The 14884-nt window shown below is 55.4% G+C and carries 15 protein-coding genes; 11 read left to right on the forward strand and 4 right to left on the reverse strand.

Translation table 11 applies throughout. The features are described 5' to 3' along the window. Positions 1-100 precede the first annotated feature (100 nt). From K3754_RS15310 to K3754_RS15320, 3 genes are all read right to left on the reverse strand, one after another. On the reverse strand, positions 101-2062 hold the full coding sequence (locus tag K3754_RS15310; protein ID WP_259938367.1) for a Hint domain-containing protein: 1962 nt from the start codon (positions 2060-2062) through the stop codon (positions 101-103). A 673-nt stretch (positions 2063-2735) separates the two neighbouring features. Then, positions 2736-3287 carry a 2OG-Fe(II) oxygenase gene (locus K3754_RS15315; protein ID WP_259938368.1) on the reverse strand — a complete coding sequence of 184 codons (552 nt, stop codon included), beginning with the start codon at positions 3285-3287 and terminating at the stop codon, positions 2736-2738. Between the two features lie 67 nt (positions 3288-3354). Continuing rightward, a complete protein-coding gene (locus K3754_RS15320) occupies positions 3355-3786 on the reverse strand; it encodes an adenylyltransferase/cytidyltransferase family protein (RefSeq protein ID WP_259938370.1) in 432 nt (143 codons plus the stop codon). A gap of 240 nt (positions 3787-4026) precedes the next feature. On the opposite strand from K3754_RS15320, the gene K3754_RS15325 reads away from it, so the two are divergent. From K3754_RS15325 to K3754_RS15370, 10 genes are all read left to right on the forward strand, one after another. After that, complete coding sequence (locus tag K3754_RS15325; RefSeq protein WP_259938372.1) at positions 4027-4680, forward strand: phosphatidylcholine/phosphatidylserine synthase; 654 nt, start codon at positions 4027-4029, stop codon at positions 4678-4680. 261 nt (positions 4681-4941) lie between these two features. Next, positions 4942-5169, forward strand: coding sequence for a hypothetical protein (locus tag K3754_RS15330; RefSeq protein ID WP_259938374.1), 228 nt, complete (start codon positions 4942-4944; stop codon positions 5167-5169). Positions 5170-5196: 27 nt separating this feature from the next. Next, a complete protein-coding gene (locus K3754_RS15335; RefSeq protein WP_259943376.1) occupies positions 5197-6645 on the forward strand; it encodes a tetratricopeptide repeat protein in 1449 nt (482 codons plus the stop codon). A 388-nt stretch (positions 6646-7033) separates the two neighbouring features. Beyond that, positions 7034-7369 (forward strand): GYD domain-containing protein, encoded by a 336-nt coding sequence (locus K3754_RS15340; protein WP_259938377.1) that lies wholly within the window; start codon positions 7034-7036, stop codon positions 7367-7369. 507 nt (positions 7370-7876) lie between these two features. Beyond that, on the forward strand, positions 7877-8230 hold the full coding sequence (locus tag K3754_RS15345) for a hypothetical protein (RefSeq protein WP_259938378.1): 354 nt from the start codon (positions 7877-7879) through the stop codon (positions 8228-8230). Positions 8231-8345: 115 nt separating this feature from the next. Continuing rightward, positions 8346-9047: a hypothetical protein gene (locus K3754_RS15350; RefSeq protein ID WP_259938379.1), complete on the forward strand. Its 702-nt coding sequence runs from the start codon at positions 8346-8348 to the stop codon at positions 9045-9047. A 70-nt stretch (positions 9048-9117) separates the two neighbouring features. Then, positions 9118-10317, forward strand: a complete 1200-nt coding sequence (locus K3754_RS15355; RefSeq protein ID WP_259938381.1) for a DUF1611 domain-containing protein — start codon at positions 9118-9120, stop codon at positions 10315-10317. Next, entirely contained in the window at positions 10314-11435 is a 1122-nt protein-coding gene (locus K3754_RS15360; protein WP_259938382.1) for an alanine/ornithine racemase family PLP-dependent enzyme, read from the forward strand. The genes K3754_RS15355 and K3754_RS15360 overlap by 4 nt, the downstream gene beginning before the upstream one ends. A gap of 50 nt (positions 11436-11485) precedes the next feature. Next, positions 11486-11677 (forward strand): hypothetical protein, encoded by a 192-nt coding sequence (locus K3754_RS15365; protein ID WP_259938383.1) that lies wholly within the window; start codon positions 11486-11488, stop codon positions 11675-11677. A gap of 103 nt (positions 11678-11780) precedes the next feature. Beyond that, a complete protein-coding gene (locus K3754_RS15370) occupies positions 11781-12062 on the forward strand; it encodes a hypothetical protein (RefSeq protein ID WP_203210266.1) in 282 nt (93 codons plus the stop codon). Positions 12063-12192: 130 nt separating this feature from the next. Here the strand turns inward: K3754_RS15370 and K3754_RS15375 are convergent, their stop codons facing one another. Then, complete coding sequence (locus tag K3754_RS15375) at positions 12193-13569, reverse strand: PLP-dependent aminotransferase family protein (protein ID WP_203210265.1); 1377 nt, start codon at positions 13567-13569, stop codon at positions 12193-12195. Between the two features lie 230 nt (positions 13570-13799). Here K3754_RS15375 and K3754_RS15380 point away from each other — a divergent pair, with 230 nt between their 5' ends. Further along, positions 13800-14807 (forward strand): AraC family transcriptional regulator, encoded by a 1008-nt coding sequence (locus K3754_RS15380; protein WP_259938384.1) that lies wholly within the window; start codon positions 13800-13802, stop codon positions 14805-14807. The last annotated feature ends 77 nt before the right edge of the window (positions 14808-14884 follow it).

Consider the following 14884-nt stretch of genomic DNA (forward strand, 5'->3'; position numbering starts at 1 on the left):
AATCTCAGAAACGAGAGAAACAGGTTGCGGGAACCACTGAGGCGGGGCGGCGCATCAATCAGGCAGATCAAACATTACCCGCCAGAGCAGTCTGGACAGTTCAGGCTGCAGTGAACAGCCCGGAAATCTCGGCCTTTGCCAAGAAGGGTCGCGCAGTCTCACCAAAAGCCCGCTGGACATCGGCATCTTCTGTGCAGCCCATCAGTCTCGGGAAATGGCGGAAAAGATCCGAACGCGCGTCCTTCGACATCATCTGCATAGCCATCTGGCCAGGGTAAAAGCTTTCGCTCGGAGCGCCCTCCGCAAAGATGACTTGATGTGCATCGAACATCAGATGGAAATAGGTCACTTCACGTTTGCCATGGGCGACCCTGACCCCTTGCATCGTTTCCGCCAAATGGATCGCCCTGGCGAAATGGTTCTGCCCCAACAGCATTGCATGCTGGCGCGACACCAACAAATCCCGCTGAACTCCCAATACGCCTTTTCGGATCAACACGGGCCGCAGCGTTTCATCCCTCTTAAGGTCTTCAAAGTTGCAATGGCGTTGGCCGATCCAGGCGATTGGCTGCGGATCATTGTCCAAAGTGGTGACCATGTCGCCCGGAGATAGGCTTTCTATCGGGACTTCGCCCCTTGGCGTGAGGATCATCGTGTTCAATGCAAAGCAGACCACGCCGGTGTTGTCATAGGTGTAGCTGGAGGCATCCGCACCCTGCACCGTCATTGAGCCGCTGCCGAATTGGGCGTTGTCGGAATAATCGACAGCCTTGCCTTCATCATCGACGGTGTTGGACTGGTTTAGAACACCATCGTCCGCTTGGTCCGCCCGCAGCTCGCCGAGGCTGTCGTAGTAGCTTCCAACCGACAGGAAATCGTTGTTGAAAATATCTCCGTCACCCAGCGCACCGGTATTGCCAGTGTTGAAATCGCTGATGGTGTCGTTGCCATCGCTGACGAGGAACAGATCGTTTCCAGCCCCACCAACCAAAAGATCGTCACCAGCATTGCCGTTCAGAACGTCGTCACCGGCTTCACCATAAAGCGTGTCATTGCCCCCGACCGATGAGAAATCGTCGCCGTTCAGAACGTCGGCTTCATTCCCGCCGTAGAGCACGTCGGCGCCTTGGCCACCGTAAAGCGTATCCGCTCCGTCGCCGCCGAATGCAAAGTCATTTCCATCGCCGCCCCAGATAATGTCATCGCCGGTTTCACCATGGAGATAATCTGTACCGGCGTTCCCGGAGATATTGTCTCCTCCGGTACCACCCCAAACAGTGTCATTGCCGTCACCGCCATCAATCTGGTCAGCGTCATCACCGCCAAAGAGACTGTCATTGCCTGATCCGCCGTCGATCGTATCGTTGCCGGAGCCGCCGTAAACAGTATCGGCGCCCAGACCGGCTGCGACGGAATCATTGCCGTCCAGCGCTTCGATGAGGTTGTTGTTTGTTCCAGCGCCACCAGCCCATCCGTCATCGACTTGATCGCCCTGTGGGTCACCGGTGTAAGACGCATCAATGGTGTCATTGCCCGCCGATCCTGAAACAGTGCCGTCGCGTGCATCAACTGTGGTGTAAGGCTCGGCCGAGGCAACACCATCGGCACTATCGGCCGGATCACCGTCGCGGCCACCTGTGGGCGTGAATGTTTCGCCAGCGGTTGGTTCTTCGCCGGATTGATATACGAAACCTACATTTTTGCCGGCAATTCGAAGCACCCAAACCTCGTTGCCGAGGCCGTCAATCAAGGAAAATTCGTTCTCTACCTGCGATCCGGCTGTGTAAAGTGTGCCGTTGATCGTTACATCTTGCGCAAGAGTTTGGATGCCGCCGGTTTCTACATACCCGTCTTCGAAGTTGCCATCATCATCGTCGACCAGAATCTGGTAACCGACGCCACCATTGAAGGTGAAATCTTCACCGATCCACGTCGGAGCGCCGCTAGAGTAATCAGGATGCGCCGGATCATTGGGTTGGGTGTTGCCCTCAATATCCGACATCGGAATACTGGATGGCAGGGTATATAGCGCCCAGTCAAAAAGCTTGAGATAATAGCTCATTGCAAGTCATCCTCATGGCTTGCTTCGGCTGAACAAATGAGGTGAGGAACAGGGCGCACACTGCATCCCTTCGCAGGTTTGGCTGTGCCAAAAGCATGAGCAACGTGAACCGCTGCTTTGCTCAGGTTGCAATGGTGTACTGGCATCGTGAAGTTCCCTTCATGATCGTACGACAATCATACGCCTTCTGCCGTGACTGTTTTCCTCATGTTCATCAATACGAGATCATCCTGACGCGATCAGGACGAATAAAAGGCAGTATCAGGGCGGGTATGCACCCCCTTGCCCAATTCATGACACAAAGTCTGAATGACCGATGAACCGGCCGGATTATCTAAACGTCTGATTGAGGTGTGAAGCCGGCTTTGCAATAGTGTCCGCACAGATACAGCCAATACCCCACCAAGGTCACCGTACCTCCGGGCAATTGTCGCGCCAGTCACATACTACCGCGACATCTGCCCAATCCGGGTATCTCACCCCCAGCATCGGAATTTTGATCTCGCCCCCTCCTTTGGGGTTATCAAGAAAAACAGCTCTTCCATGGCCGATTGCCATGAGGTTGAGATTCATCGTAAAGCCCTGCGGAAAAATGCAACCGGAACCATTGTGCCGGAACATGGATGTCAACGGACGTGGCTTGCGGGCGTGCCACAGAGATTCTCAGGACGTGTTATCTGAATGCAGGACCATGGGCCCAGACCGTCAAGGAATGGCGCACTCCACATCGGACGGGCACGACCTGATGAAGTGTAAAGCTAGGGAAGATGCTGACACACCCTTGGGAGCGGCTGGCGGACAGGATTTGAGCACTTGGCATGATCTCCAGTTCGCCGCCCTCGTATGAGCTTGGCAAGCTAAGCTGAAGCACCAATGTGAGCTTGCGTTTGCGTGCTACAGGGCCATCTCCAATGTCGGAATGCCAAGCAAAATGTCCACTGTCAGTAGCCCTGTAGCTTGCGACCTGCGGGCTTTCGGCAAATTCGCGCAGGTCAAAATCAAACTGGTCTACATTGGATTTTCGAACTATTTCGATCAGCCGCTCCATGACCCAGCCCAGCCCGTCAACGTCATCGACCCATACCAGCTGAGCGGTCCGCAGAACGTGATCCTCATTTTGCCCCACAAGCATCGCATCTTTGGAAGGGACCGCGGTGATAGCCGCAATAATTCGGTCACATTCGCCCGGACTGAACGCCTCCGGCTTGGAGTAGAGTGCAGGCATGTTGGTCACCTTCTATTATTTGGATTGAGGCTTCAGGCCGGGTATGGGCTGCCAATCTGCGCGCGGTTCAATGTGGCTGAAGCAGAGCATGTGACTGCGCCAGAACCATCTGTTTGATTTTGGTGGAGGATGTGCGCGGATTGTAACGCACCTGCGCAATCTCCTTGCCCATCTGTTTCAAATAGGCATCGACATCAAGGTTGTGGGACTTGCTGCCCCAGTCTTCGCCGATCACGAAGATATCGGCACCGACAGCTTTGCAGCCCGAAACATATTCCAGCGTGTGATAGGGGCGCACAATGTCGACACAACTCAGCGCCTCAAGCATCTCAACGCGTTGATCTAACGGGACAACCGGAACGTTCGGCTTGTACAGGTTCACAACCTCATCGGAGGCCACGCCAACGGCAAGGATATCGCCCAAAGATTTGCAGTGTCGCAACAAGGCCAAATGGCCCACATGAAGCAAGTCGAACGTGCCAACGGTATAGACGATCATTTTTGCTTTGTCCTTTTGCCCACCTGTCATCGGTGGTAGCACGCGGCATCTGAATGCGTGTGTGCGTGAATTTCGTTCAGTTGTTTCAAACAAGTAAGCTGAGATAACTCCAGACTGTCAGAAGTCCGGAGTTGATTGTTGTTTTGAAACGGCTGGTTTCAAAAGCACTCAGAATTGAAAGCAGAGATCGCTTGTCAGATGTTGACAACGCGTCTGTTCCATTAACTCAAAGGATGTCTCATGACAATCGAAAACGCTGCCGCGCCAATGCCACCGATCCTGTCATACATCAAAGATCTGCCCAACATCTGCTCGCTTGCGGGCTTGGGGTGTTCGCTGCTGGCCATCTATTTTCTGATTATTGGACTCTATCCTGCGGCGATGATCGGCATGATCTGGGCCGTCGGTTTTGATTGGGCAGATGGATTGATCGCGCGCAAAATGAAGGGCCGGACAGGTGATGACCGGGCGTTCGGTGGCACGCTTGATCTTCTGATCGACATTGTCAGCTACGGGGTGACGCCCGCCATTCTTATCCTCAGCTACGCCGAATTCAGTGCCGCGTTTCTGCCAGTTGTGTTTGTGACCTTGGTCTTTGGCGCCATCCGCCTGAGCTATTTCAGCACCTTCGGACTATCGGGCGATGCCAAGTATACGGGGCTCGCGATCGACAACAACAGTATCATCCTGGTCTTTATTGTCATGTTTGCGGGGTACTTCGAGCGCCCGACATTCGCGGTCCTTCTTGCGGTCTGTAGCCTGTGTCTTGCGGGATTGAATGTTTCTCAGATCAAGACACCCAAACTGTCCGGGAACCCGGCCAATGTGGTCATGCTTGCGATCTATACGCTTGGGGTGACCGTTTTTTACGGCTGGTCCATGCTACAGGCGTAGTTTGAAACTGTTTATACGTCCGGGGTAGAAGCGCGCTTGGCAGGCAAGATCGGGGTTTCCCTAACGGCCCCCGTTCTGCCAGGCCCGCCCATAACGACAATCCGACATTGACCGCGCACCATACCTCGGGAATGCCGCGGCGCATTCAGGGTCGGCAATGAACCCAAAGCTGCCGGTTGCTGCATCAAGTGTGAATGTCGGCATTCTTGCGATAGCCTAATCCTCCTTCATTCGATAACTTCGCTTTCGAAGAGGTGTATTATGGCGCGGCGACTTGCAGCGATAATGATGGCGGATGTGGTCGGGTTTTCACGCCTGATGAACGGTGATGAACTGGGCACGCTGTCCGCTTTGCAAAAGCATAGGGCTGAGGTGTTTGATCCGGTTATCGCAGCGCGAGGTGGCCGTGTAGTCAAACTGATGGGCGACGGTGCTTTGGTCGAGTTCACCAGCGTGGTCGAGGCGGTCGAGGCCGCTTTGACGATCTAACAGCGGACAGTCCAAGCGGACGGCCAGATCCGGATGCGGATCGGGATCAATCTTGGCGATGTAATCATTGAAGGGGAGGATATCTTTGGTGATGGGGTGAATATCGTCGCTCGGCTTGAAACATTGGCAGACCCTGACGGGATTTGTATCACCTCAATTGTTCAGGAAAGTATCGATAATCGAATTGATGCCAGCTTCGAAGATGCCGGTCAGCATAAGGTCAAGGGGATTGCACAACCGATTCATGTCTATCGGTGGCCCGCGACCGGTGCCGTACAAAGACAAAGCGAGATACCCTCGATCGCAATTCTGCCCTTCGAGAACGTCTCTAGGGATTCAGAGGATACGTACTTTGCACATGGCATGACGGATGACATCGCCACTGACCTCTCAAGGATATCAGGCGTGCTTGTCATCGCCGGCAGCGCGACCCTTGCCTATAAAGATCGGTCTGTTGGCCCGAGCCAGGTGGCTCAGGAACTGGGCGTCCGTTACGTACTTGAAGGAAGCGTTCGAAGGGGCGGAGGGAGGGTTCGGGTCAACGCCAGACTGACGGACGCCGAGAGTTCAGCCCAGCTTTGGGCAGATCGCTTTGACGGAGATTTGCAAGAAATTTTCGACCTTCAGGATCGGATTAGTGAGAGCATTGTCGCAACTCTGTCCATAACTCTATCGCGGGCCGAACAAGAACGGGCATTTCGAAAAGACGTCAAAGATCTGCGTGCCTATGATTACGTTTTGCAAGCGAACGCACTGCACAGTCAATTCACAAAGGAGACGAATGCACAGGCATTGGAGCTCTACAAACGTGCGATGGAATTGGACCCTGACTATGCCCCGGCCCATGCCGGTTTTGCCTGGGCGATGACCCATGAGTCAAACCAGGAATGGAGCCCGGAGCCCAAGCAAGCACTCGAACTGGCATTAAAACATGCGCGCTTGGCCGTGCGGCTGGCGTCAGGTCTGGCGAAGGCGCATATGGTTCTTGGGGATGTGTATTGTTGGATGAGACAGCATAGCCTTGCCGTTTCTGAGGGGAGAAAGGCGGTTGAACTGGATCCGAACAATGCAGATGTGCATTTCGCGCTTTCCTACTATCTGGTGACGGCAGGTAAATCTGATGAAGCGGTGGAAGAGGCGCGGCTCGCACTGAGATACAATCCGATTTATGCCCGCTGTGACTACTATGAAATGCTTGGCAAATCGCTCTACCTGACAAAGCGATATGCAGAGGCGTTGATACCTCTCGAAGAGGGCTTGGCGCGTTTCCCTGATTATGACGGACTTCATCAGTGGCTGGCACCCACCTATGCCCAATTGGGAAAGCAGGTAGAGGCGAGAAAACACGCAGAAATTTACATGGCTCTCAAACCAGGCGTCACTCTGAGTGGACTGGCAAAAAAGTTGCCTTACAAAAATCAGGCTGATCTGGACCACTTGTTTGACGGGATGCGCAAAGCAGGTGTGCTTGAATAATCATGACCCTGAGGCGATAGACCTGCTGTGTGTCTGGCAAATTTCAAAGTAATTTTGAGCCAGATCGAGATTGGAAAATAGACATTGAATTGATCTCACTTGATGTTTGTTTCGCGCCAGCAAGCTGACATCGGGCAGTTGCAAACGTCCGAACCCGACTTGATCGACAGAGGCCCCTTTGAAACGCGTCCGCACCTCCGCATGTAGGGTAAATTACAGCAAGGACATCGCATTGACAGGAATTCCCCGCCAGATTGAATTGACGTAACTTCAATGAACGTCAACGACTCTCAAGACCCAAAGTGATAAGGTGCGCTATCGGCAGAAATGAATTGCAGATCATCTGCATCGATTTGCCGTGCTCCATATTCTTGGAAGATTTTGCAAAATGGCTCTTTACATGCTGATGATAAAGTACACCCCGCAGGCGATAAAAACGATTGTCGAAGGGGACACAGATCGAGAAGACGTCGCGCGTGCAGTCTGTGAAGCTGCCGGAGGGAAGCTGATTGGTTTTTACGGCCTTCTTGGCCAAGAGCACCACGTCGCCCTCATTGCAGATATGCCCAGTGTTTCTGAATATGTCGGCACGGTTTTGGCTGCGACTATGGGCGGTGCGATTGAGAGCTTCAAAACAATTCCAATGTACAGCAGCGCCGAAAGCCATAAGGCACGAGATGTCTACAAGCAGGTCAAGGGCACCTACGCACCTCCGACGAACTGACCTTCGGATCCCATCAAATCAAAGCCAGTTAGGTTTCAGTATGCTTGCTGAACGGGCTATAAAATTTCGATCCGCCTGCCGGTTTGTCTGGGCGGTCGACAATTTGTGGCTGATGGCTGCAAGCCCGTTCGCGCCCGGCACATATGGTTCGTCGTCGGCGTCAGGACCAAGTTTAGGTCAACTGACATTGTAATTCGGGCATTTAGCGGCTATGTAAAGGGTACAAAGTTGTGGATTTTCGCGGCATAGGCGCATCGCCCGCCATCGCAAACTGCAATTATCTTTCACGAAAATTCGAATGTCACATGCCGTAGCGGGATTTGATGCTTGAGAGGTTGCCGATGCGATCGCGCACAACCTCATCGTCCGTGCTGTAGGTTCATGCGTTTTGGCGGTTGGAAATGAACAGAGTGCTGTCGGTCTAGCGACGATGCGACGGCGCTGACAAAATGTTTTGTCAGTGCCAAAAACAGTGAGGCGGCGCTTTCCCCGTCAAAGGATCAAAAGATGACTTTTCCAGAATGGACGAAACCCGGTATCTACGGGGCGTTGGTTGGCGCGATTGCGGTTTCTATCCTTGGCTTTTCTTGGGGAGGCTGGACAACAAGCAGTGGCGCCCAAACCATGGCACAGAACCTGGCATCCGAAGAAGTGACCTCGGCAATGGTTCCGGTTTGCCTCGACATTTCGGCAACCGATCCAGAACGCGCAGAGAAACTTGTAGTGCTTCAGGATCTCTCAGGCTTTGGCCGCCGCAATGCAATGTTGGAAACCGGTTGGGCAACGCCTCCAGGCTCAGATGCGCCAGACCGTGATCTTGCCGTTGCTTGCCTCGCGGGGCTTGCCCTGGATGGATCATAATTCAAAAACAGAATTGCCTTTGCAAAGATCGCTTTGCGAGACCGGTGGATCAACGGACGCCAGAGTGTTCTGGCTCGTTTTTCTCGGACCTGTTTTTGGTTTGCTTCTCTTGGCGATGCCCGCATTTGCCCAAACCATGCCGGAAAACGCCAGCGCAAAGAGCTATGGTGAGGGCTGGGACTGCGACATCGGATATCGGCCGGATGGCGACAATTGCGCAGCCGTAGCCGCACCGGAAAACGCATATGAAACAAACCGTTCATATGGGACCGGATGGGCATGCCTTCATGGCTATCGCCAGGTCAATGAAACAGCCTGTGTCGCGGTCGTCGTTCCCGAGGGAGGGTTCCTGGACCCTTCTGGCGAACGGTGGCACTGCTTGCGCGGTTTCCACAGAGTTGACGACAGCTGCCAAAAGGTCGTCGTGCCTGAAAACGCCTATCTGGTGGAAGCCTCCTTTGGGTCTGCTTGGGACTGTGAACGCGGGTTCGAGAAAACCGGTCAAAGCTGCACCGCAGTTGTGGTCCCGACCAACGGGTATTTGAACGGATCTCGCTATGGCCAGTTATGGAGCTGCGAACGCGGGTTTTTCGAACAAGACGCCGTTTGCAAGCCCGTTGTTGTCCCGGAATTCGGATATTTGGACGATGCAGCTTATGGCGAAGGATGGAAGTGCCACAGGGGGTACGAAGCCTCCGGCGCTGCCTGCAAAGAGATCGATATCCCGGAAAATGCCCATCTCGACCGGTCAGGAAATCGTTGGGAATGCAATTGGAATTTCCAGAAGTCCAAGGGGCTATGCGTTCTCAACCACTGAACGTGTCGCACCCTGACACCCGTTCAGACATGCCGCCCGGCGACACCTAAGACTTTACAAGGAAAACACGATGAAAACCGATCTCCAGACGGTAGATACCGTTCGCCGTCCCTCTGCGGCCTCTCAAGCGCCTTCCATGGTCAGCAACACACCGACACGCCCAACTTCGCTAACCCCGATCACCGCCCAGCCTACAGCAGTTGTCTATTGCGAGGGCAACTTTGCCAAGATTGATGGCAAGACAGCCAACGGCCTTGTGCGTCACTCCGAGGCCTACAGGATCGTATCGGTTATCGACAGCACCCACAGCGGCAAGAACAGCGGGCAGGTTCTTGATGATGTGATCAACACCATACCAATTTGCAAAAACCTAGACGCGGCCATCGCGACCGAAGCAGCCATGCCTGATACCTTTATCTACGGAATGGCCCCCTCAACGGGGCGGCTTTCACCCGCGGATCGTGGCGTCGTACTGGACGCGATTGCACGGGGAATGAATATCGTCAGTGGCCTGCACGAGTACCTGAGCGATGACACCGAATTTGCGCAGGCCGCTTTGAAACGACAGATCACCATCCGCGACATCCGCAAACCCAAGCCCAGCAAAGACATGCGCTTGTTCGATGGCAGTATCGCAAACGTCCATGCGTTGCGCATCGCCGTGCTCGGAACCGATTGCGCCATAGGAAAGCGGACCACTGCGACGGTTCTGGCCCGTGCGTTGAACGCGAAGGGCATCAAGACTGTATTGATTGGTACCGGCCAGACGGGTCTGATGCAGGGGGCAAAACATGGCGTGGCGATGGACGCCGTCCCGCCGCAGTTCTGCTGTGGTGAACTTGAGGGTGCGATTGTCGCTGCCTCAGAGGCAGAGCAACCGGATGTTATCTTGATCGAAGGGCAAGGTGCGCTCAGCCATCCGGCATTCTGTACATCGGCCTTTATCTTGCGCGGCAGCCAACCAGACGCTGTCATCCTTCAGCACGCCCCAAAACGTGCACATCGCTGCGATTTTCCCAATATGCCAATGCCCACCCCGGCGAGTGAAATCGCGTTGATCGAGGCGTTCTCGGACACCAAAGTGATTGGCGTTACCCTCAATCACGAGGGCATGTCCGAAGCCGAGATCACCAGCACGATTGAAGCGCAAAGCGAAAAACTTGGACTGCCTGTCACAGACGCGCTTAGCCGGCCAGTGGCGCAGTTGCTCGCGATGGTTGTTGCCGCCTACCCCGGCTTGCAGCAAGGAACCCCCATGGCCACAATTTGAATAGTCCGCGCCTGGAAGTTGATCTGCGCAAACTACGCCACAACACGCGGACCCTTGTCCAACGGTTGGCGGTGGGTGGCATCCGCGTAACCGCGGTAACCAAAGCGGTTTGCGGGCATCCGGCCATTGCGCGTGCCATGCTGGATGGTGGCGCTTTGGGCCTGGCTGAATCGCGTTTGAGCAACGCAAAGCGATTGCGCAAGGCAGGAATAGACTGTCCGATCACGATGATCCGAACTCCGATGCTAAGTCAGGTTGATGATGTCGTAAAAACCTGCGCGGCGAGCTTTAACACAGAGACCGCCGTGATCTCGGCTTTGGCCGCCGCTGCGCTGCGCCAAAACAAGGTTCACGGCATTCTTCTGATGGTCAAAATGGGCGACCTCCGCGAAGGGATCAGGCCAGATGATCTGGGCGATATCGCCCGGAAGGTGGCGGACATGCCCGGCGTGGCGCTGACGGGTATCGGGGCCAATTTTGCCTGCATGCAAAGCATCGCCCCGACTGCTGCAAAGATGCGGGCCCTGTCGGCCATGGCCAATGATGTCGAGGCAAGATGTGGCCCGTCTCTTCGAACGGTGTCTGGGGGCAATTCTGCGAACCTGCATTGGGCGCTTGGCCCGCACGCGACAGGCCGGATCAACGATCTGCGCATCGGCGAAGCGATACTGCTTGGTGTTGATCCGATCACGGGGGAGCCGATTGCCGGTCTGCATCAGGACGCCTTCACGCTCGTTGCCGAAGTGATCGAAACGGACGCAAAGCCCATGCGCCTGCTTACCGGCAAGGTGGATCATACCTTGGTTAGAATTTGGCCCGTTCCTGAAGCATCAGATGTCACACGGATCATTCTTGCCCTCGGAAACCAAGACACCGATGCAGCATCGCTTTTGATGCCCTCCGGATGCAGCCATATCGGCGCGACGAGTGATCATCTGGTCATTGGCACGAAAGATCCCGCGCTGTGCGTCGGGGCGGAAATGCGGTTTGGGATGACCTATAGCGCTCTCATGCGCGTCATGGTCGCGCCCGATATTCAGATAGAACTCTACAATGACCGACCGGAGCCAACGGTGCGCAATACCGATGGCCCCGCAAAACACCTGGCGTTGGTTTGAACTGCTTTGTTCAGACAAGGGTTAGGACAAATCAAAGAGGAGAGTGCCCCATGGCAAAGCTGACAAAAACAAGCGTGTTCAAAGCAAGCAGCCCGAAAGCGGAAACCGCGATGGACAAGACAACCCGCATCGTTCGGCAAATGGTCGAAGAAGAGGCGGAGAAGCGACAGGCCAGAAACGCCCGCCTCCGCAAGGCGCGCCTTGAACGGGAAGCAAATACGCCGACACCGCCCTCGCGCTAGTGAATGTACAAAAGTTCATGTAAAGCCGCAGCAAAGATATGATGCATGTTTCTGGAACACCTCTTTTTTGCGGGGCGACCGGACACACCTGAAGGGACCGCCCATGACCGACACGAACGAGAGCACAGAAAAGGTTCATTATATCTGCCAGACATATGTGGAACAAAAGCCCGTGCGGGACGGACAGGCAATCCTGAAGATCGACAAACAATTTCAGTATTCGACAGCAGCAGAAGCCCAGAACAGAGCCGAGCGGGAAGCCCAATCAGAGAATTGCGCCGGCGCCGATGCCTATATGATTTCGGAAGACCCAGACAGTGGCGAAGTCGGATCGCCCAGCTTTCTTGTCAGGCTTGGGATCGTCCCGGAGTCTGATGATTTCTGAGAGTTGTGACAGGCCAGGGAGGCCTGCACGAGACATCGGATAGAAGATAGGTGTCCGTCCAAACGCGTCGCCCAACAGAGATGCGTTCAGGATGCTTGTTCCCAATAGCGCCTTTCGAAGGGCAAAGCCGCTATCCCGACCAATCCGGTGCGGACAAGGCGTGATGAACCTGCTGCAATTCCTTGCGCAAACTCTCCTGCGAAATCGGTCCTCCCAAACAAATCCGCAGTTTGTCCTGCCCTGCCCCGCTTGGAATGAAAAAATCGCTAGGCAGTATGCCTATTTGCCGGCCAAACAACCGCGCGAGTGCTTCTGCCCGATTTAATCCATCTGGAAGTGTCAGCCAAATATTGAATGCATCCGGAGCACTGTCAAAGGTCATCCCGGTCAGGGCTTCCTTGGCGATCTGCTGCCGCTCTCTGGCGGCGCTGCGCACAAATGCCTGCACCTGCGCGGCGGTTCCATCTTCGATCCAGGTGCTGAGCAAGGCCAGACTGATCGGGGAGGTCATGACATGCGCCGCCCGCACCGCTTTTACAAACGGGCCCAGGAAAGCCGCATTAGGCACCTGTACATAGGCAAGGCGCAGCCCTGCACCGAACACCTTGGATATGCCCGCGACATGCCAGCCAAGATCTGGCAAACTGTCACAGATCGGCGCGGGCGCATTTGTGGCCACAAACCGGTAGGCATCATCCTCAATCAGTGGTGTCTGATGGGCCCGCAAAACGCGGGAGATTTCGCTGCGCCTCTGCGCAGGAATGGTGTGCGTTGTCGGGTTTCGCAGGGTTGGATTGAGGTACAGTACAGCGGTTGGATGGCCGGCGATCGCGGCCTCAAGAGCGTCAGGGGAAATCCCATGTTCATCTTCGTCCACCTCGACCAGTTCCAAACCAAGACGGGCGGCAATGGCGCGGATGCCCGGATAGGTCACCTGTTCGCACAGAACAACGGTGCCTGGCTGGCGCAAAACCGTTAGCGCGGCATCAATCGCGGCATGCGCCCCCGGCGCGACAGCAAACCGTTCCGGCACAAAGGACAATCCGTTTGCATGCAGCCATTTTCCGGCGATTTCCTTGTCCTTGTCGCCTCCCAATGGGGTTTGATACCGCAACAGCGGGACGATATTGGCGGCAACATGGCTCAGCCCAGCCTGCATCTTTGCAATCAGCTTGGGGTCTTCGGGTTCCGGCGGCATGTTCATGCGCGGATCTTCTTCGCTGGTGCGCCTCGGATCGGCCGATGGTTTACCCGCGCGTGGATCCAAGACAAAGGTGCCGCGGCCGACATGGGCCTGCACATATCCGCGCCGGGCGGCTTCTGCGTACCCTCTTGAAATAGCGGATATATCCGTCCCAAGAACCTCTGCGATCTGCCGCTGCGGCGGCAAGCGATCGCCGGGTTTCAAGCGGCCTGATGCAATGTCGGCGCCAATCGCTTCGGCGATCCCGACATAGCGCGGCAGGTCGGTTTGCCGGATTTCGGGAACCCAGTTTTTGGGGGACATCAAGCTCACCTTTTACCGCAGGACACAGCCGGAATGGTAAGGGCACACAGCCATTGCCGCAAGTCAGATCATAAAATTGCACCACATTTATTCGAAATTGATTGCATTCAATTCTAACAAAGTGTTAACATTGCCACATATGACAGGCTGGAGACCAGACATGACCGGGATTATCCGTTTATCGGTGGACACAAGAGCCATGGCGCGCGCCCTCCTCTTGCGGCACTGACATGCCAAGCGTCACTGCATCATTCATTCGCGCCACCGCACGCGCCGCCGGGCTGGCCATGACCGAGGGCGATGCAATTCTTTCCGATGGCGCGGTTGTGCAGCGGGTGAGAGCGTCAGACAGCGGGCTGGCTCCGAACATGGAATATTTTGCCCTCATCGACTGGATCCGGGCCACCCAAGACGACGAGGCAGAGCTTGTCGCCGCCTATGCCGAGATGATTGAGCCAGAAGACCTTGGCGTGCTGGGCCTTGCGGTCAAGACAGCCCCCACCCTGCGTACTTCCCTTGAATTGCTTGCCCGGTATTTCCGGCTTTTGTCAGATGGCGCGGCTTACGGGTTTGAGGAACGCGGCGCCCTGGCATTTCTGACGGTAGAAGAGCCGAACACCCCACACCCGACCCAGCAGTTTCGCAACGAATGCGCATTGGCGGCGATTGCACGCTACATCCGGCACTATATCTCGGCGGATATCCGGTTTGACTCCGTCTCGTTTCGCCATAGCTGCCGCAGTACGCCCGGAGCATATAATACCCTCTTTGATTGCGAGGTCCGTTTTGCAGCGGATCGTTGCGCGATCTCGATCCCCCGGACAATGCTGGATGCCCCCAATATGTCCGGCGATCGGGCTGTCTGCACTTTCCTGACGCAACACCTCGAACAGGAGCTGGGCAAGTTGCGCAGCGAGTCGCCGCTGGGCGTTGAACTGCTTGGCCTGCTGGCAGAGGCGCTGGATAACGGGGCACCGCAGGCCAGCAAGATTGCCGCGCAGATGGGGATGAGCGAACGCACGCTCTATCGCCGCCTTTCCAATGAGGGGCTGACCTACCGCGATGTGTTGCGACAGGCCCAGACTACCTTGGCGCAAAAATTACTGATCGACAGTGATTTTTCCATTGCCGAGATCGCCTTTCTGACCGGGTTTTCCGAACAAAGCACCTTTAGCCGCGCCTTTAAACGCTGGGTCGGCCAAGCGCCCGCGCAGTTTCGGCAGCAAAGATCCGCGTGATAAGCCGCGCAGCACCACAAGATGGCAGAAACAGCCCGAAGCTTGGCAGACCCGGCTAAGACCCTGACCCCTTCGAT

The organism is Sulfitobacter sp. M368 (genome assembly GCF_025141875.1).
Lineage (GTDB): Bacteria > Pseudomonadota > Alphaproteobacteria > Rhodobacterales > Rhodobacteraceae > Sulfitobacter > Sulfitobacter mediterraneus_A.